Source organism: Enterococcus diestrammenae (genome assembly GCF_049384045.1).
Taxonomy (GTDB): Bacteria; Bacillota; Bacilli; order Lactobacillales; family Enterococcaceae; genus Enterococcus_C; species Enterococcus_C diestrammenae.
In genome coordinates, this window is the sequence record NZ_JBMRGR010000009.1 from 85,800 (window position 1) to 103,878 (window position 18,079).

The following is an 18,079-nucleotide window of genomic DNA, read 5'->3' on the forward strand; positions in this document are numbered from 1 at the left end:
CTTAAGTAAATCTGAGGTTTTGTATACATGTGGGGGGGGTATATGGAGCGGGTATCTTTTCTTTCGTTGGGAAATATGTTATCTTAACTTTGGAAGTTTCCTCTATAGTAGAGGAGAGTTTCACAATAAAGAATGAAGGAGCGAAGAAGATGACCGCAGGAATGAGATTGCGCAGCACACTTTTGGATTGTCAATAAAATATCTAAAAGTCTTGCATAGTCGACATTTCAAGGGCGGAGTCTGCTCTTTTTGATAGAATTGGTGGTAAGAACGCGTACATTTTGCGGATTTGAACGGGGGGTTCCATGGAAATCCATGGGGAATTTTTCCTGTATTTTGTGAAAAGTACCATGATTATTTACGCCAATATTATTTAAAACACATTACGTCGAGGACAGGATAAGACTGTTTTCGGCGTATTTTTTGGTTTTTCGGAGTGTATGAGGCTGATGGTCTGGCTTATCTGTTTTCAAAGAAAGAACGCTTTGAAAACTCGACGATTGGATGGGCTGCGCCCTTGGATAGCCTAAAATAGCACCATTAAATAACGGCTGTGCAAACTTCAACTTAACTTTGAGGAAGTGCATAAGAATGAATGAACGATTAATAAAAATAACTGGCGTGAAAGTAATTATTGGGGGCAAAGACATCCTTGATATCCCCCAGTTGCAACTTTATGAAAATGAACGGATCGGCATTGTTGGAGACAACGGCAGTGGTAAGAGTACGCTGTTGAAATTATTAGCGGGGCAAGTGGAGCCAGATCAGGGACAAATTCAGCGGGAAGCAGTTTTTGGCTATTTTCCCCAAGGCGGTCGGGCGGAGTCGCCAGCGGCAGATGGAGAAACCTTAGCTATGATGAGTCACTTGGCGGTGCCCCATCTGGAGAATCCAGATTTGCTTAGCGGTGGGGAAAATGCCAAGTTTCGCCTGTCACAAGTCTTGGCGGATTATCAGCCGGGCTTGTTATTAGATGAGCCTACTACCCATCTGGATCGCCAGGGAATAGGAGTATTGACAGAGGAGTTGCGTTATTATTACGGAACGTTGGTAGTGGTGAGTCACGATCGGCAGTTTCTCAACCAAGTGGCGGAGACTATCTGGGAAGTGGTAGAAGGCAAAATCACCGTCTACAAGGGAAATTATGATGCGTATCATACCCAAAAAGAGCAGGACCAAGCCACCCAACTACAAGCGCATCAGCAGTACTTGAAGGAAAAACAACGCTTGGAGACGTCCTTGCGTAAGAAACAAGAACAAGTCAAAAAGGCAGCAAAAGTTTCCAAGAAAAAGCAGCAACAACAAATTCGTCCGGACCGTCTATCTTCTTCCAAACAAAAGGATACGGTGGAGAAAAATCTTCAAAAAAGTGCCAAAGCGCTAGCAGGGCGCATGGAACGTTTGACTGCAACAGCAGCTCCGCAAACCAAGCAGACGTTGCGCTTTCCAACTTTGAAATCGTTGGCAATCCATAATCCTTTCCCGGTGATGGGGATGGATTTGCATCTGTCTGTCGGAGATAAAGTGATTTTGGATAAGGCGAATTTTCAATTTGGTGCTGGGAAAAAGATTGCAATCCTGGGAGAGAATGGGGCCGGGAAAACAACGCTGCTTCAGCATATTTTACAAGGAGGAGCAGGGTTGCAAATTTCCCCGAAAGCTCGTTTTGCTGTTTATGGTCAGCTGGATTATGTCTTGGATAAGAAACAACCTTTGATAGGCTATTTGCAAGAACGCAGTGAATTTTCAGAGCCTTTTGTCCGTAGCATCTTGCATAATCTAGGCTTTACGCCAGAACATTTGCAAACGCCGGTACAACAGCTAAGTGGCGGGCAACGGACTCGTTTGGCTTTGGCGACAGCGTTTTTAGAACCGGCCAATGTGTTAGTGCTGGATGAACCCACCAATTTTATCGATTTAGCCACGATTCAAGTGCTAGAAGAGTTGCTGCTGGCATACCCGGGGATGGTGCTGTTCACCTCCCACGACGAATCTTTTGTCGATCGAGTGGCAGATGAAAAATGGCGTTTGGGGGAGGGGAATTTGACCTTAGAGTGGCATCGCGGGTGATTTCTTGAGATCGCTATAATTAACCTTTTAACTGTAGTTTGTTTTTTTATTATGCAAATGTATTTTATAACAGTATTTTACAACTGTGTTCGTTTGTTTTCTATTTTATATACTATTTCTATTGTTTTTATTTATATGTCAGTCATTTGTGATAATTAATACATGGTTAATTATTTGTTATAATTCCGGAGATGTGATACAAATAGTTTTGAGAAGACTGTCGCGGGGTGTTCACAAAAACGTTATCGAATTTTTGTGTATTACCCCGTGGTAAGGCCTTATCAAAATAATCAGATATTGGAGGAATAGTAGATGAAAAAAGGTTGGGTAGCCGTTTTGTTGTTGGGAAGCAGTTTGCTTTTAGCGGCATGCGGCACAGCGACGCAAGGAGCAGCAAAGGATGCTAGTTGGACCAAAGTGGAGCAAGCGGGAGAAATGACGGTTGCGACGTCGGGCACCTTATTTCCTGCTTCTTACTATAATGACCAAAACCAGTTGACCGGCTATGATGTGGAAGTTGCCAAAGAAGTCGGCAAACGCTTGGATGTTGCTGTGACATTTAAAGAATACAATGTGGATGGGCAAATCGCTTCCATCGATCGAGGAGAAGCCGATTTTGCTGCCAATGACTTTGGCTTGTCAAAGGAACGAGGGGAAAAATTTATGTTGAGTACACCAATCAAGTATTCCTTTGATAGCATGATTGTCCGAAAAAAAGATGATTCTGGTATCAAGTCATTGGCGGATCTGAAAGGCAAGAAAGCGGCGGGAGAGCCAAATACGAGCTACATGCGCATTGCCGAAAAATATGGGGCAACTCCGGTCACCTATGACAATGCCACGAATGATCAATACCTGACGGATGTAGCCAATGGTCGAACCGATGTCATTTTAAACGACTACTATCTCCAAAAAATGTCGGTGGCAGCTTTACCAAATATTCCTGTGAAGATTTTGGATGGCGTCTTTTTCAATGCCAATCACAGCGGCTTTTTATTCGTTAAAGGACATGACGAACTGCTGAAAAAAGTCAATGGGGCCTTAAAAGCGATGCAAGAAGATGGGACGTTGGCAACAATTTCGGAAGGGTATTTTCAGACGGATGTCAGCGTGAAACCCGATAAAGTCATCAAAGAAACGGTGACAGCCGACTGATGTATATCCCGAGATTAAATGTGCGATTGATGGTGGAGTCGCTGCCTTTTGTCCTGCAAGGGCTGAAGTATACGCTGGGTATTAGTATGGCTACCTTTATTTTGGGGAATTTGGTGGGGATTTTTCTAACGGTTTTAGGACTTTTGCCTAGTCGGCTATTGCGCGGGTTTATTCGCTTTTATTTGTCCTTTTTACGAGGGGTGCCGGCTTTAGTCCTACTGTTCTTACTTTATTTTGGCCTGCCCGTACGGTTATCTGCTATGACGGCTACCCTGATCTGCTTTACTTTGACCAGCAGTGCTTTTATCGGAGAAATCTATCGTGGGGCCATCAATGGGGTGGATCGGGGCCAGTGGGATGCAGCTTATGCCCTTGGGTTGAACTTTCCCAAAACGATACGACTGGTCATTTTGCCCCAAGCGCTACGCCTGTCTGTACCAGCGCTGGGAAACGTGGCGATGGATTTGGTGAAGGGGACTTCTTTGGCGGCGATGATTACGATTCCGGATATCTTTCAGAAGGCCAAAATCATCGGTGGCCGCACCTTTGACTACATGAGTATGTATGTATTGGTGGCGCTGATTTATTGGGGGCTGTGTATCTTGATCGGTCAGCTCCAAAAACGCTTGGAAAGTTATTTTGAAGAGAAAAGTGGGCTGGGTAGTAACCCGCGTCAGCAAAGATAAGGGGATAAATGAGCCAGGCTGGAGGGATTGCTTCAGCTCTTGTGAATTAAGGCGGAAACGAGACAGGTTGTTTTTTACCGTGGCTCGGTTCCGCCTTAAATCTGTTGCTGCTAGTTGGACGTAGTGGCTTTTGCTTAGGCCAACCGGATGTGCTAGCTGTGCTCGTTTTTGAAGATAACAACGTTCAATCTGATAGTAATCATGAGCGCTTATTGCCAATACATCTTCTCGCCACCGGGACCGGCCAAACGTTGCTCACGAAGGGCTGTGATTTTGGCTACCATTTCCGGATCGTTCTGATGGTAAGCAAGATGCGCTTTTTGACTAAGGGTAATTAAATTATCAGCATAGTCAGTGCCTTGTTGGGCGACGGGAATCAGATGATGAATTGCCATCGCGCCATTATGCACCGGAATGCGTTGACCAAAACGATTGTGCCAGGCAAGGTCTACACCGGTAATTTGGCAGCGAAAATCATCACGACAGGCAATCCGGTAAGGAACTGTGGGTGTGCTGCGCTTAGTAAAGGTGACTTTGGTGTAGTTGCGAGAACAGCTATCTTTGCAAAATGAGCGGCGACCTTTGGGTAACGCTTTGCCACACCACTTGCAAGTGGCCGGAGCAGTGCGTAAGTCGGGTGTCCGATATTCAAGGGTTTCGCTAAACTGTCGCTCATACTCCGCCAAACTCAACCAACGGCGGTGAAACGTAGCGTCATCAGCTAACCGCAACTGACTACCTGGGCCTTGGTAATGATCGTCGACGGGAAGGCTTGCGATAAAGTCGCTGATTTGCTGCTTTTGCGTAGGGGCTAGTTTGCTAGCCGGGAGTTTTAGGGGAATTTCTCCTGTGAAGGAGGTCAGTTTCCGACAGTGGAAGCAGAGGGCCCAGCTTGTGTCGGGCTGCTCTGTTAGGAGTAGAGTGAGCTTACGGTGACAATGGGGGCAGTTGGCACCGGTATATTGCGTCTGGATCATGGGCAGGATTTCCTTATCTAAGCATTTTGTCATTGTTAACGATATGATACACTGGCTTTGACAAAAGGGAAAGGTAGGTGCCCCGGATGGTAGATTTGACAGCGGAAAAACGACAAGAATTATGGCATACGCTGACGGTTTTGCAAAAGGAAACGTTGTTAGCCCACAAAAAATACCGGCTGCAGTCCCTCTTTTTGACAGAAAACTTTCTGGAGGATGAAGCGTGGCAATTTGCGGATTTTAAGGAGGATCCCTTTTATCCTAAGGGGGAAAACAAACTTTATTGTCGTTGTGGGCGTCAAGTGAAGTACCAGTTTATCTTGGTTTCCACTGAAACGGGTGAATTGATGCCGCTAGGGTCTACTCATTTTGCCCAACATCTGGGGGTGCCAGAGTTGGTGGCTCACCAAGTTCGCAGCGGACTCCATCAGATTGATCGGGGGCTGGATTTGATTTTGCAACAGGTAGCCGTGGGACTGCACTTTCCTGAAAAGTTGTATCGGGAGGCGCAGGTGCGACAGCTGTTGCCTAAGCTACCCGCTGAGGTGGCGGAGCGACTCCAAGCTTTTGCAGTGGCGGATTTGCCAATCTATCAAGAAGATCAACAGGTGCTATTCGAGGTATTGAAACAAGCTAATAAAGGACGACAGGAAAGCCATTCTTGGCAACCGCAGAGAGTCGGCAAGAAACAGACCCAGACCAAGGATAACCCTTTAGAAGAGCTGATTTGCCACTTGCGACATGTCGAGCTGGGGGAACAGATTGAGGTGGCGGCATTCGCGGATTATCTTGGTGAGTCGCAACGTACTTTGAGGCGATGGCTGGGCTTACTGACAGGGGGGCGTTTTGCGGTTCAAGTCCGGCAAGTAGGAGACGACTATTATCGAATCAAATAAATGAAAACAGCTGGCTAGGTTTGACGGATAGGTGAACGAGGAGTTCCCGTCAAACCTAGCCAGCTGTATTTTTCAAGACAAAAAAAGAGTGATCTCGAAAGATCACTCAATAATGCGGTCGAGAGGACTTGAACCTCCACGGTATTGCTACCACTAGCGCCTGAAGCTAGCGCGTCTGCCAATTCCGCCACGGCCGCATAGGCATGAATCTAGAATAACGGAAGGTGCCTTAATTTGCAACTATTTTTTAAGAAAAGGTCCAATTTTTTATAGATCAAGAACTTATAAAAAATTACGCTCTAAAAAGCCCGAAATATCAGTAATTAAGTAGTCTATCATGCCGTCATTTTGATGTCACGAAAAAGATGAAATTTAGCGACCTAGGTAGTTTACCACTATTTGGTGGGAGTTTTTATTGCTCAAGTTTACTTAGAAATATTAGTGGAGACACTCGTGGGCATAACGATCTACAAGCTAGGTCAAAGAGGAAAGGTGGATTTGTAAATATCATTGAAAGTCTTTCAATTGTCTGAAAAGTAAATATAAATATGAAAAATATCCAAAACATCCAGCACTTTTTCATAAAATTGCGAAAAAAGGTTTATGTAACCGATTTTCTCGGTTATAATGTGTAAGGAAATCAGAGACTGGGGGATGGATATGCGTAAATGGATTATGGCTGGTATGATGCTTTTGGGCCTGGTGGTGGGAACGACTATGGTGCAAGCAGCTGAAGCAGAGCTAGTCATCAAAGAAGAAGCGCAACAGTACCAATTGGCAGTCACCAATAAAAAAGGTGATTTGTTAAACTTGGAACCAGGAGCAAAACTACCTGAAGAAACCATTACTTTGGCGAATGAAACGTCTAAAAAAACGTTTAACGTGATGATGCGTCAAGCAGTGTCTGACGATTGGTTGATGGATTATTTGCAAGGGACCGTCTCGGTGGGAGATGAGGTTTATACGTTGGCAGAGATCATGTCTGGCGTGGAAGTTACAATTTGGCCAGGTGTAAAAACACCAGTTACCACCCACCTTTTCTTAGCTGGGGGCGAGTTGGGGAAAGATACGCGGCAAGCTAAAAGTACCATGACTCTTGATTTTACGGTAACTGAAGAAGGCGTCGAGTTGCCAATGACCGCTAATTCGACGGATATGAGCACCTCTCAAAGTTCGAGTTCGCAAAGTAGTCACGCCAATTATGCTGGCCAAGCACCAGGGGGGAAGCTGCCAACTACCGGCTCCCGCATGGGTCAGTTTGCTACTCTTGGGGGATGTATCGTTATCGGTGGGGCGTTATTCTTATTACGCAACCGCAAAGATGAACGATTCCATAAATAATAAAAATAAACACTGAAGCAAATCGGTTTCTACGCCGAGCTTCAGTGTTTTTTTATATGCTGAGGTATAATCACGTTTGGTTTCACGAACCAACTCTCTTCGGATTAAGGACTTAATCTGCTAGTACATCTTGACTAGTAAAATATGTCGGAAAGGCAGCGACGACGGCTTCAGCATCTTCGTTGACTTTGTGGATGTGGTGGCGGATCGCGGCGCCTAGAGCTGCTTGATCGTTACTAGCAATCAAGGCAACGATTTTTCGATGTTCTTTTAAAATGTTATCCCAACCTAGCTCAGCTACTTCCAAACGCAGGTACCGAAAACGATTTAAAGCCGTATTCAATAATTGAAGCCACTCCCAAACATGTTGCTTATTGGCGATTTCATAAAGAGTTTGGTGAAATTCTTCGTCCAGTTGGAAATAATGGTCATGGTCTCTGGCTTCAAAATAGATTTGCTGGATTTTTAGTTTGTTTTCCAGTTCAGCTAGTTGCACAGGGGTGATGACTTGGGCGACTTCTTGGGCGACGATTTCCTCGATGTTCTCCCGGACAAAGCGGGCTTCGTAGACTTCTTGCAGGTCGATTTTGGAGATGTAGGTGCCGCTTTGGGGGATGACAGTCATTAAGCCTTCTTTTTGTAAACGTAAGATGGCTTCTCGTACCGGTGTTTCCCCGATACCTAGCTGATGTACCAAATCTTTTTTGGAGACCTTGGCTCCGGGTTTGAGTTCATTTTTCAAAATCTGTTCTTTTAAGCGGCGGTAAGCTCGGGATTGGTTGTTTTCCACTGGAAGGCACCGTCCTTTCTTGAATTCCTCTTATCTAAATACTAATATATCAGTATTCTGGATGCAACCTTCTTTTCCTTCCGCGGGATGACCGGCCATAAAAATTCCCTGCTTCTTTCAAAAATTATTCACACTTTTTAATCTTGGTTTATGTTTTCTTCCTTAAGCTTTTTTCAAGGTTTCCTTGGTGTAGCAAATAACTTGTGAGTTATTTTTGCCACGGAAAGATGATGAATGATAAGGAGGACCACCAGTGATTGAAGTAACAGGATTGGTAAAAAAATATGGGGACCAATTGGCCGTTGATCAATTGAGTTTTACCTTGGAATCTGGCCGTATCTATGGCTTATTGGGAGCCAATGGGGCGGGAAAATCCACCACCATGAATATCATTACCGGTTATTTAGGAGCTACCGCCGGTGATGTGGTCATCAATGGCAAAAATATTTTGGATGAACCGGAAGCGGCCAAACGTCAAATCGGCTACCTACCAGAAACACCACCCTTGTATCCCGAGATGAGAGTCACGGAATACTTGCAGTTTGCGATGGGGCTTAAGGGGCTTCATAAAGAACGGATCGTGCCCCATCTCCAAGAATTGCTGGAAAAGGTGCAGCTGGAAGATGTCAAAGATCGTTTGATTCGTAATTTATCAAAAGGTTACAAACAACGAGTGGGCTTGGCCGAAGCGCTGATTGGCTGGCCACCGATCATTATTTTAGACGAGCCGACTGTGGGTTTGGATCCGCAGCAAATTATCGGAATTCGCCAGTTGATCGCCCAACTGGGAGAGAAACATACGGTGATTTTAAGCTCCCATATTTTGGCAGAAGTACAAGAGATTTGTGATCATATTTTAGTGATTCAACAAGGAAAATTGATCGCTAGTGAATCTACAGAAGATCTGTTAGCTTTGATGGATCCTTCGCAAGGACTGGAGCTGGTAGTAGAAGGGGAGGAAAAACAAGTCTCTGACATCTTGAGTAGCGTGCCTAATATTCAAAAGCAGATGAGTGATTCTAAAGAAATCAGTTGTCTGCTTTTTTAGCAGCGTATTGACTCGCTTTCTCGGCTAATTGTCAGGTTACCTGTCTCTATCGCTAAATTGGTCTATATGTTAGCAATTCTCACAAGCTATGAAATGAATAGAAAAATAATTCAAAAAATTCAGATGATATTCTGGATTTTTGAAAAGTTCCTGTTAGAATAGCTTACATAACCAACAAGGTTGATTAAAAAAGGAGTGATTGGATGGAGACAGGAAACATCGCATTTATTTTGATTTGTTCGGGAATGGTATTTTTGATGACACCAGCACTAGCGTTTTTCTACGGTGGTCTCGAACGCCGAAAAAACATTCTGAACACCATGATGATGGTCATATGTACGATGGGCTTGGCCTCGCTGATTTGGCTTGCGGTTGGCTACAGTCTTTCCTTTAGTTGGGGAGGATCTTTTATCGGTAATTTCGATAAAGCCTTCTTTAACGGCGTGTCCATGACTCAAGGAGCAGGATTGCCAGAAGGGTTGTTTGCTGGTTTTCAGATGATGTTTGCTTTGATTACTACCGCGATTTTGACTGGCTCGGTGGTTGGGCGCATGCGTTTTCCAGCTATCTTTTTGTTTATTGCAATCTGGTTGGTGGTCGTCTATGCACCGATGGCTCACATGGTGTGGGGTGGTGGTTTCTTGGAGGAAATCGGCTCCATCGATTTTGCAGGAGGCAATGTCGTTCATATTAGCTCGGGCATCTCGGGACTTGTCCTCGCTTTGGTCTTAGGGAGACGACGCGAGTACCAGCAAATGGAATACCGTCCGCATAACATTCCATTCGTGGTGCTGGGCACTGGATTGTTATGGTTTGGGTGGTTTGGTTTCAACGCTGGATCAGCTTTAGCAGCTGATGGCTTGGCGATTCATGCCTTGTTGACCACCAATACGGCGGCTGCTGCGGGGATGTTATCTTGGATGTTGTTGGAACGTGTCAAAAACGGTAAACCGACAGTAGTGGGGGCTTGTACTGGAGCAGTCGTCGGGTTAGTCGCAATCACTCCGGGTGCGGGTTTTGTTTCTTTATGGTCAGCAATTGTGATTGGTGCGTTGGTTAGTCCTTGTTGTTACTTCTTTATTTCTGTGATTAAGCATAAACTTGGCTTTGACGATGCCTTAGATGCTTTTGGCTGTCATGGTGTCGGTGGAATCTATGGCGGAATTATGACTGGGATCTTTGCGGATCCATCAGTCAATGGGAAAACGGGCTTGATTTATGGCGGACTTGAGTTGTTTATTGCTCAAATCGAAAGTATCGTCTTTACCATTGTTTTTGCTGGATTAGCTAGTCTGATCATCATCAGTGTCATCAAACGTTTCATGCCGATTCGCGTCACTGCGAAAGAGGAGGCTATCGGGATGGATCGTTCAGAACATGATGAAACAGCCTACCCAACTTTCTCAGGAATGGACTCGTAATAACGGATGGAGGAGATGAATAGATGAAAAAAGTTGAAGCGATTATTAGGCAAGAAAAATTTGAGGAACTTAAAGAGGCCCTTGAAACTGATCTGGAAATCAGTGGCATGACGGTGACCCAAGTGCTAGGCTTTGGCAATCAAAAAGGTCAACAAACCTATGTCCGGGGGCAAGAAATTTTGACTAGCTTGCTGCCAAAAATTCTGGTAAGTTTTGTCGTTAAGGAAGCAGATGTGGAAAGCGTCATTCAGTTTATCATGACTATTTGTAAAACCGGTGAAGTTGGGGATGGGAAAATCTTTGTCTCTCCCGTGGATGAAGTCGTTCGGATCCGTACCGGAGAACGTGGGACGGAAGCGATTTAAGGATAGTGTTTCGATTGCTAGCTACCTGTCCCATCATTTCAAAACGGTGACAGGTAAAAACTTATTGAGCTACTTGACAGAAGTGCGGATGGTCAAAGCTGCCCAGTTACTGGCGACCAGTGAACTAAAAATTAATATCATTGGGGATATAGTGGGCTATCACAAAACGCAATACTTTATCTCCTTGTTTAAAAAGCAGTATGGCCTAACCCCACAACAATATCGTCGGCAACACAACCTTCATCAATGAGAAGTGGTTTTTAATAAAAACGGCAAACTTCTCTCTAAAAACTTCCTGAAAAGCATGGTAACAGTGCTTTTTAGGAAGTTTTTGTAGGCTGAGAGAGGATAACACGTTACCTGTGGTGGGCTTCGCGACTGGGTTTCCTTTGAAATGAAGGCGAAACTGATTCCGGATAAGGGAATTAGGGATTGGCTCTGATTTATTTTGTGAGAGGTGAAGACCATTATTTCGTTTTTTTGATACCAATCACTGAAATGATTTGCTCTCTCGCAAATTGGTTTGTTCTTGAAGCAAAACAATTTGCTTTATTTGTGAGGGTATCTCTAGTGCTATCATTTCGAAAAATTCGAGATAACAACGAAATAAACAAATGAATAAGTTAACTTTTAAAAATCTATTGAAAACGGTTGTATACGCATTGATAATGTGGTATTCTCTATACGTAAAAGGGGATAACCCAATAAATAGTTAATCAAATCATTTGGTTAATCAAAGGAGAATGAATATGACCATCCAATTAGTAACGAAAAAAGCCGGGCCCGCTATCAGCAAATACATCTACGGCCACTTCGCTGAACATCTCGGCCGTTGTATCTATGAAGGGCTCTATGTCGGTAAAGATTCTGAGATTCCAAACGTCAACGGGATGCGCACTGACGTCGTAGAAGCATTGAAAAACATCAAAATCCCCGTTTTGCGTTGGCCAGGGGGCTGCTTTGCTGACGAATACCATTGGAAAGATGGTATTGGCGCCAAAGAAAATCGCAAAATGATGGTCAATACCCACTGGGGTGGCGTGACCGAAGACAATAGCTTCGGGACTCATGAATTTTTCGAATTGGTGCGGCAATTAGGCTGTGAAGCTTATGTCAACGGTAATGTCGGCTCCGGCACGGTTCAAGAAATGCAAGAATGGGTGGAATACATCACCATGGGTGGCATTTCACCAATGGCAGAAGAACGTCGTAAAAACGGCCAAGAAGAACCATGGAAGATGAAATTCTTCGGTGTTGGTAATGAAAACTGGGGCTGCGGTGGCAATATGCGGGCGGAATACTATGCGGATGAATACCGTCGTTACCAGACGTATGTCCGTCAATATGGCGATGAAAAAATCTACAAAATCGCTGGTGGTGCCAATGTGGATGATTATCATTGGACCGAAACCTTGATGAAAAACGCCCACTGGATGATGGATGGCTTGAGTTTGCATTACTACGTGCATCCTCATGGTTGGGAAGAAAAAGGCAGTGCCACTGACTTCACCGAGGAAGATTGGTACTTGACTTGCGACAAGGCTGCTTACATGGATGAGCTAGTCACCCGTCATGGCACCATCATGGATAAATACGATCCAGAAAAAAGGATCGGCATGATCGTGGACGAATGGGGGACTTGGTTTACTGCAGAACCTGGCACCAACCCTGGTTTCTTGTATCAACAAAACACGATTCGAGATGCAATGGTGGCAGCTATTACCTTGAATATTTTCCACAAACACGCAGACCGGGTACACATGGCCAATATCGCTCAAACGGTCAATGTGCTACAAGCGATGATCTTGACAGATGGTGCCAAAATGGTGAAAACACCAAGTTACCATGTCTTTGATTTGTACAAAGATCACCAAGATGCCAATCGGGTCGACGGTTTTGGTGATATGCCAGAACATGTGACCTATACCGCTTCCCAAAAAGACAATAGCTTAACCTTGAGTTTGACTAACTTTGATTTGAAAGAAACGGCTGAGTTGGCCTTTGCTTTGGACCAAGGGGCAAAAGTTGTTAGCGCTCGTGGACTTGTGGGTACAGAAATGAATGCCTACAACGATTTCGATCATCCAGAAACCGTGACGATTCAAGAGTTTGCTGATTTCAAACAAACTGCTGAAAGCTTGCAGGTTAGCTTGCCACCAATGAGTGTCATCACCTTCAAATTGGAGCTTGCCTAATGACGTGTCGGGGATGTCAGCCCAAAGAAGAAGCGGCTAACGCGGATGTTTCGGCAATCGTAGCGGAAATGCTAGCCTTGGAGCCGGTTCATTTGGCAAAAGAAGTGGCCCAAGCCCGCGTGAGCGTTTGCGAAACTTGTCCCCACCGTTCGTTACACACCTGTACAAAATGTGGTTGTTATTATGAGTTTCGTGCTTATCTGCCCCAAAAGGACTGTCCGGCGGGGCGCTGGCCGAAGCTTGAGGCAGCTGAAAAAGGGGGACGTTAGCATGCGTTTAGATATTGGTGAAGACTCCTTGCCGGTTTATGAAGCTTTAGCTAGCAAGACCCGTCTGGAAATCTTGCGACAGCTAGCTTTAGGTGAACGCAATATCAAAGAAATGGCGGAAATCCTCGGCTTGTCTGCTGTGATTGTCGGCAAGCATATCAACCAGCTAGAGGCAGCTGGTTTGATTGCCACTCGGCGGGAACCAGGAAAAGGCGGTACCCAAAAAGTAGCGAAAATTTTGGTGGAAGAACTGAATGTCGTGATTGCTCAAGAACAACGTCGTGGCTACCAATACCGCCAAGAAGTACCTATCGGGCATTACAATCAATTTGATGTTACGCCGACTTGTGGCCTGGCGACTGTGGAAGATTATATCGGTAATTTCGATGAACCTAAATATTTTATGGATACTCATAAAGCTGAGGCAGGGATTTTGTGGTTCACTAAGGGCTTTTTGGAGTATCAGATTCCCAATTTGCTCCAAGAAAATCAACAAGTCGTCGAATTGCAGCTATCAATGGAACTTTCATCGGAGTATCCTGGCTGGAAAAGTGACTGGCCTTCAGATATCACGCTTTCCCTCAATGATGTAGAACTGTGTACGTGGCAAAGCCCTGGGGATTTTGCTGACCGTCGCGGGAAATATACCCCTGCTTGGTGGTCACCAGAAATCAATCAGTATGGGATTTTGCTGACAGTGGACGTGACGGATCGGGGCATCTTCATCGGTGGCGAAAAAGTTGCTGACGTGACTTTGGCAGATGTGACAGCCGATTTGGGGGATTTTTGGAAGTTGAAACTAGAGGTTAAAGAAGATGCGACCAATGTCGGCGGCCTGACCTTATTTGGTAAAGCTTTTGGTGATTATGATCAGGGAATTGTGGTCTTGACGAGCTATCGACCAAAATCAATCTCAGAAAGCTAAATAATCAAATAGCAAAGAACCTTCATAGAAATTTTCAACTGTTGTTTGACAGTGAGAAAATCATCTATGAAGTTTTTTTGCGTAAGGGCCTTCCTAAGCTCAGAAGTAGGATAAGGAGAAGTGTGGGAGCATCTTTGAGTATCGATGAGAAAGTCTCCCTGACACTTTTTTAAGGGGGCATGAAAAAAGGTTTGGGGAACGGGTATTGGAATACAAAAGACTCATAACAAAACTAATTTTTGGGAGCTTGTGAGTTTGGAGATCAATTGAGTGTTTAGCAAAAAAAGATTTCCGATAAAGCAAGGTTTATTATCACTATCGGAAATAATGTGTGAAGATGTTATAAAATCAGTTGGAAAATCATAACTATTCTACATAAAGATACGGTATCGTAAAAGTAATAAAAAACTAATTAGAGGTGACTTTTTATGCTATTGCAAAATAGTAAAATGGCCGTCGATATTACTTCGAATGGAATAATAGAAAAGCTAGTATTAAAAGAGGATCCACATCAAATGAATTGGGTAATAAATAGTAATTATCTAAATCAAGTTGGGTATACTTCGAAAGATAAGTTATTTGGAAACTTTGAATTGAAATTTGAGGATAAGGAATATCGGAGTATCACAATAGAACCTACGATGACTTATGATGAAGCAACTTGCCGCTTGAGATATAGTATAAATGCAATGGATATTGTGATGGAATATGATTTATCTGATTCAAACAAATTGATTTGGAAGATACGCGTGGAAAATAAAACCAATCAATCTTTTAAACTTCAGCATTTTTCAGTATGGAGTTCTTTTGCGTATATAATGTTTCGAGACAAACACGTTGAAAAAAATATTTTTCATTCTGCTGCACTGTTTCCTTCAATTTCGAAAGACTATACGAAATTAGCAGTAATGAGAAGGAGTAGTCAATCCAGTAGTTTAGGTTTATTTCAAAGTAGTGGGAGTACGTTATCAGTAGGATCGTACTGTGAATTTGAAAATAAGTTTTTTGAAGCGGTTTCTCCATCGCTGGATGGTGTTGTATACCACGATTTAATTCTTTCAAGCACCATGGGGTTAAATGATGATTGGTGTTATCCTGCTAACCCAGTGTTTCTCGAGAAAAAGGAATCTGTTGAATGGGAATTTGTGATTATGCAAGTAGATAATCAAGAAGACTTTTACCAGAAAGCTGCATTACTAGGGCACCCTCAGTATGATTATACTGATTTAGCGTTTGTTGGTAAGACTTTTGATTTGGAATATCAGGCGTCGTCCTCAGTGAAGAGTATTCAAATTTTCAGTGCGGGCCATCAATTGAAAAATGAGACTATTCAGATAAATGCGACAAGTTGTAAGATGATTTTTTCAGAACCTGGAGAACACAAAATTTTTCTTCTTTTTGAAAATGGTAAAGAGGACCAAATCATTATTAACGTGATAGATTCTGTGGAAAGAATAATTGCTGATAGGGTAGATTATTTGTGTCAAAATTCTTATAAAGAGGAATATCAGAATGAACGTGATGTCTTTTTGCCATTATCAAATCAAGGTGAATCACTTGGCAAGATGACGTTGATTTTGAAACTAAACCTTCTGGGGAAAATGAATAAAAGTCAAATTGAAAAAGTTGAAAGAAGTCTAAATCATTATGTTTTAAACAAATGGTTTGAAAAAGCTGATTTTAATTGTCCGAAAAATGTATATGGTGATTTTTATCGTGTAATGGATTTTGAGTATTTGGGTCACCTATTATTTCTTCTCTCGCAGATACCAGATAATTATTTGCATTTCCACTCATCTGAAACATATTTGAATTGGGCTAGTAAAGTGGTAGAACTGCGAATTAATCCTGCAAAACACACTCGGTTTCGGGAGAAGGAAGAGTCGGAAATGTTGGGAGTCTTTTTCTTGTATTTAGATGATTTATTGGAAGCATTGAAAGATAAGCTACCAAATCAATATAAAAAGATTTCTATGCTGTGGGAGAATAATATCTTTAACATTTTAGAAGAAAAAAGCTTATATAAAGGCGCTATGACGGAACACTTCTATGATAATGCTGGATTTGGTCCTGCGGCAGCATCATTGGCAAATGCCCATTATCATGATGAGTGTGAAGTTTATGCTGATTTATTATTAGCTAATATCGGCTTTTCCAATGATTTTCGGATGCAAAACCCTGATCGGTGGTGGGAAGCCCTTTCCTATATGATTCACTCTCTGTGGGGAGGAATTAGTGCAGCTGCAGCTTTAGATGTTTTTCATGAATTAAAAAAACCAGAGTATTTAGAAGCAAGTTATCGAGCATTTATTGCCGTACTGTATTGTTACGACTCAAATGCCACTAGTACGACTAAATTAAATCCGGGAGAAGCAGCTTCTACATTTTCTTGTGCCAAACCTCACCACAACCGACCGGATCTTGGGCATGCGCGATTTGGTCAGGAAACATTTGCTTCTGATGGTGGAATTTTTTCTGGAATTTTTTCTGAGTCTATTAAACAAACTAGTGATTGGGATATGGGAGAGGAGCTAGTGGCATTTTTGGATCGTTTTGGACAAGACGCGTATTGCTACGAGAAAGATGGTAAGCTACGGCTGGTAAATTGTCATATTGATGAAGTAGCAAACCAAAAAATTATTTTTAATGATGCGCCTTTCCCACGTCACATTTTTTACTTAGATCAGAATGATTTGCGGATAATTCCTAATCAAAGTAATGTAGAACTTTTTATTAGTTCGAGTGATTCTTGCGATAGTTAAGGGGGGATACATGAAACTTCTTTTTAAAACACAAGGAAAAATAGGCACTACTTTGAAATCCGCATTTGGTTGCAATATCTGTCATCGATAAGTTTGTCTTTATCAAAAATGATGCTGCTTTTTCTAGTCGGTAGGTAGCGAGATATTCTAGTGGAGTCATATTGAAGACTTGTTTCATACAACGAATTATATAATTTTCGTGAAAATGAAAGTTTTCTGATAGCTGCTGATTATTGATTTCTTTAGAAAAATTCTGTTTTAAATAGAGTTCAATATTTTCAGCTAATTCAGTTGATGCTGTTTTAGCATGACTTTGTTCTTCTAGTGCTTTAAGGAGTTGTGTAAACCTTTTTTGATTATCCCAAAAGACAATTGCTTTTTTTTCACCTTTTGTACCAAGTAAAAGGCGATCCAAAAGAGCGAAAATAAACTTTGAATCTGCTAATTTTTGAAATTTGTTTAAGTGTAAAGTATAGTCCTCGTTATGATAATGAAGATTTGGCATAAATACGTCAGAGGATAGATTTGTTGGTGAGTCATTTACTACCCAATTACCGTCATAATAAAAATGAATCCAATAAAAGCGGGTTGAATCTTTACAGGGATAAGTGGAGTAATGGTGACTATTAGGGTTTAGAATTAGCATCTCGTTTGTGTGAACTTCGTATTCTATCCCATCTTCAGTAATAAATAAGCATCCTTTCGTAACAAATAGTAAATCAAAATAAGGGAGCCCGTTACGATTTGGGTGCTGTTGACCGGCAGAGTAATAAGTAAGATTTCCTTCGATAAATGTAGGGAATGAAGGAATGACTAGAGAGAGTATCTGACTTTTTTTCATATTGAACCTCCATAGTGTTGAATACTATAAATTGAAGTTGAATCTCTATAATAAATAATAGCGGTTTCATTTTATAATATACATGTGCTAAAGAAATAACTCAATACTTATAAAGTTAGTTAGAATAGTAAAGCTAAAAAATAATGCTGTGTCTCGGATGGCTAAGTAAATGATTTATAGATGGTAGCAAGTAATTAATAACAATAGGTATTGAGCATTAGTAAATACTATGGATTTTTTAGATGAATCAATTAACTAGTTCAATATCATGTAATTAAAATCAAAAACGCATCTTTTTAATAACATAAGGAGCATGCGATTTGATAAAAATATTTAAA

The 18,079-nt window shown here is 42.4% G+C and carries 16 protein-coding genes and 1 tRNA gene; 13 read left to right on the top strand and 4 right to left on the bottom strand.

The features are described 5' to 3' along the window. Positions 1-591 precede the first annotated feature (591 nt). From abc-f to ACO03U_RS07980, 3 genes are all read left to right on the top strand, one after another. Entirely contained in the window at positions 592-2,070 is a 1,479-nt protein-coding gene (gene abc-f, locus ACO03U_RS07970; protein WP_204686392.1) for a ribosomal protection-like ABC-F family protein, read from the top strand. 312 nt (positions 2,071-2,382) lie between these two features. Then, positions 2,383-3,225 (top strand): transporter substrate-binding domain-containing protein, encoded by an 843-nt coding sequence (locus ACO03U_RS07975; protein ID WP_204686390.1) that lies wholly within the window; start codon positions 2,383-2,385, stop codon positions 3,223-3,225. Further along, complete coding sequence (locus ACO03U_RS07980) at positions 3,225-3,911, top strand: amino acid ABC transporter permease (protein ID WP_204686388.1); 687 nt, start codon at positions 3,225-3,227, stop codon at positions 3,909-3,911. Before ACO03U_RS07975 ends, ACO03U_RS07980 begins: the two co-directional genes overlap by 1 nt. Positions 3,912-4,120: 209 nt before the next feature. Here ACO03U_RS07980 and ACO03U_RS07985 read toward each other — a convergent pair whose 3' ends face one another. Beyond that, entirely contained in the window at positions 4,121-4,888 is a 768-nt protein-coding gene (locus ACO03U_RS07985; protein ID WP_204686386.1) for an HNH endonuclease, read from the bottom strand. Between the two features lie 86 nt (positions 4,889-4,974). Between ACO03U_RS07985 and ACO03U_RS07990 the strand changes: the two genes are divergently transcribed. Continuing rightward, a complete protein-coding gene (locus tag ACO03U_RS07990) occupies positions 4,975-5,784 on the top strand; it encodes a hypothetical protein (RefSeq protein ID WP_204686384.1) in 810 nt (269 codons plus the stop codon). A gap of 113 nt (positions 5,785-5,897) precedes the next feature. On the opposite strand, the gene ACO03U_RS07995 is transcribed toward ACO03U_RS07990, so the two are convergent. Further along, a tRNA-Leu gene (locus ACO03U_RS07995) sits at positions 5,898-5,981 on the bottom strand. 463 nt (positions 5,982-6,444) lie between these two features. Between ACO03U_RS07995 and ACO03U_RS08000 the strand changes: the two genes are divergently transcribed. Then, positions 6,445-7,125: an LPXTG cell wall anchor domain-containing protein gene (locus ACO03U_RS08000; protein ID WP_204686382.1), complete on the top strand. Its 681-nt coding sequence runs from the start codon at positions 6,445-6,447 to the stop codon at positions 7,123-7,125. Positions 7,126-7,237: 112 nt separating this feature from the next. Here the strand turns inward: ACO03U_RS08000 and ACO03U_RS08005 are convergent, their stop codons facing one another. After that, a complete protein-coding gene (locus ACO03U_RS08005) occupies positions 7,238-7,915 on the bottom strand; it encodes a GntR family transcriptional regulator (RefSeq protein ID WP_204686380.1) in 678 nt (225 codons plus the stop codon). Positions 7,916-8,168: 253 nt separating this feature from the next. Here ACO03U_RS08005 and ACO03U_RS08010 point away from each other — a divergent pair, with 253 nt between their 5' ends. From ACO03U_RS08010 to ACO03U_RS08045, 8 genes are all read left to right on the top strand, one after another. Next, positions 8,169-8,963, top strand: a complete 795-nt coding sequence (locus tag ACO03U_RS08010; RefSeq protein ID WP_204686378.1) for an ABC transporter ATP-binding protein — start codon at positions 8,169-8,171, stop codon at positions 8,961-8,963. Positions 8,964-9,166: 203 nt separating this feature from the next. Continuing rightward, positions 9,167-10,384: an ammonium transporter gene (locus ACO03U_RS08015; protein ID WP_204686376.1), complete on the top strand. Its 1,218-nt coding sequence runs from the start codon at positions 9,167-9,169 to the stop codon at positions 10,382-10,384. 23 nt (positions 10,385-10,407) lie between these two features. Further along, positions 10,408-10,749 (top strand): P-II family nitrogen regulator, encoded by a 342-nt coding sequence (locus ACO03U_RS08020; protein WP_204686374.1) that lies wholly within the window; start codon positions 10,408-10,410, stop codon positions 10,747-10,749. Next, positions 10,730-10,999, top strand: coding sequence for a helix-turn-helix transcriptional regulator (locus ACO03U_RS08025; protein ID WP_204686372.1), 270 nt, complete (start codon positions 10,730-10,732; stop codon positions 10,997-10,999). The genes ACO03U_RS08020 and ACO03U_RS08025 overlap by 20 nt, the downstream gene beginning before the upstream one ends. Positions 11,000-11,498: 499 nt before the next feature. Then, positions 11,499-12,944, top strand: a complete 1,446-nt coding sequence (locus tag ACO03U_RS08030) for an alpha-N-arabinofuranosidase (RefSeq protein ID WP_204686370.1) — start codon at positions 11,499-11,501, stop codon at positions 12,942-12,944. Then, positions 12,944-13,213: a DUF6171 family protein gene (locus ACO03U_RS08035; RefSeq protein ID WP_204686368.1), complete on the top strand. Its 270-nt coding sequence runs from the start codon at positions 12,944-12,946 to the stop codon at positions 13,211-13,213. The genes ACO03U_RS08030 and ACO03U_RS08035 overlap by 1 nt, the downstream gene beginning before the upstream one ends. Position 13,214: 1 nt before the next feature. Beyond that, positions 13,215-14,138 (top strand): ArsR/SmtB family transcription factor, encoded by a 924-nt coding sequence (locus ACO03U_RS08040; RefSeq protein ID WP_204686366.1) that lies wholly within the window; start codon positions 13,215-13,217, stop codon positions 14,136-14,138. Between the two features lie 428 nt (positions 14,139-14,566). After that, entirely contained in the window at positions 14,567-16,900 is a 2,334-nt protein-coding gene (locus ACO03U_RS08045) for a hypothetical protein (RefSeq protein WP_204686364.1), read from the top strand. On the opposite strand, the gene ACO03U_RS08050 is transcribed toward ACO03U_RS08045, so the two are convergent. Continuing rightward, the gene (locus tag ACO03U_RS08050; protein ID WP_204686362.1) at positions 16,872-17,741 is read right to left on the bottom strand and encodes an AraC family transcriptional regulator; all 870 of its coding nucleotides are present in this window, start codon (positions 17,739-17,741) and stop codon (positions 16,872-16,874) included. The two genes, ACO03U_RS08045 and ACO03U_RS08050, sit on opposite strands and share 29 nt — an antisense overlap. Between the last annotated feature and the right edge of the window lie 338 nt (positions 17,742-18,079).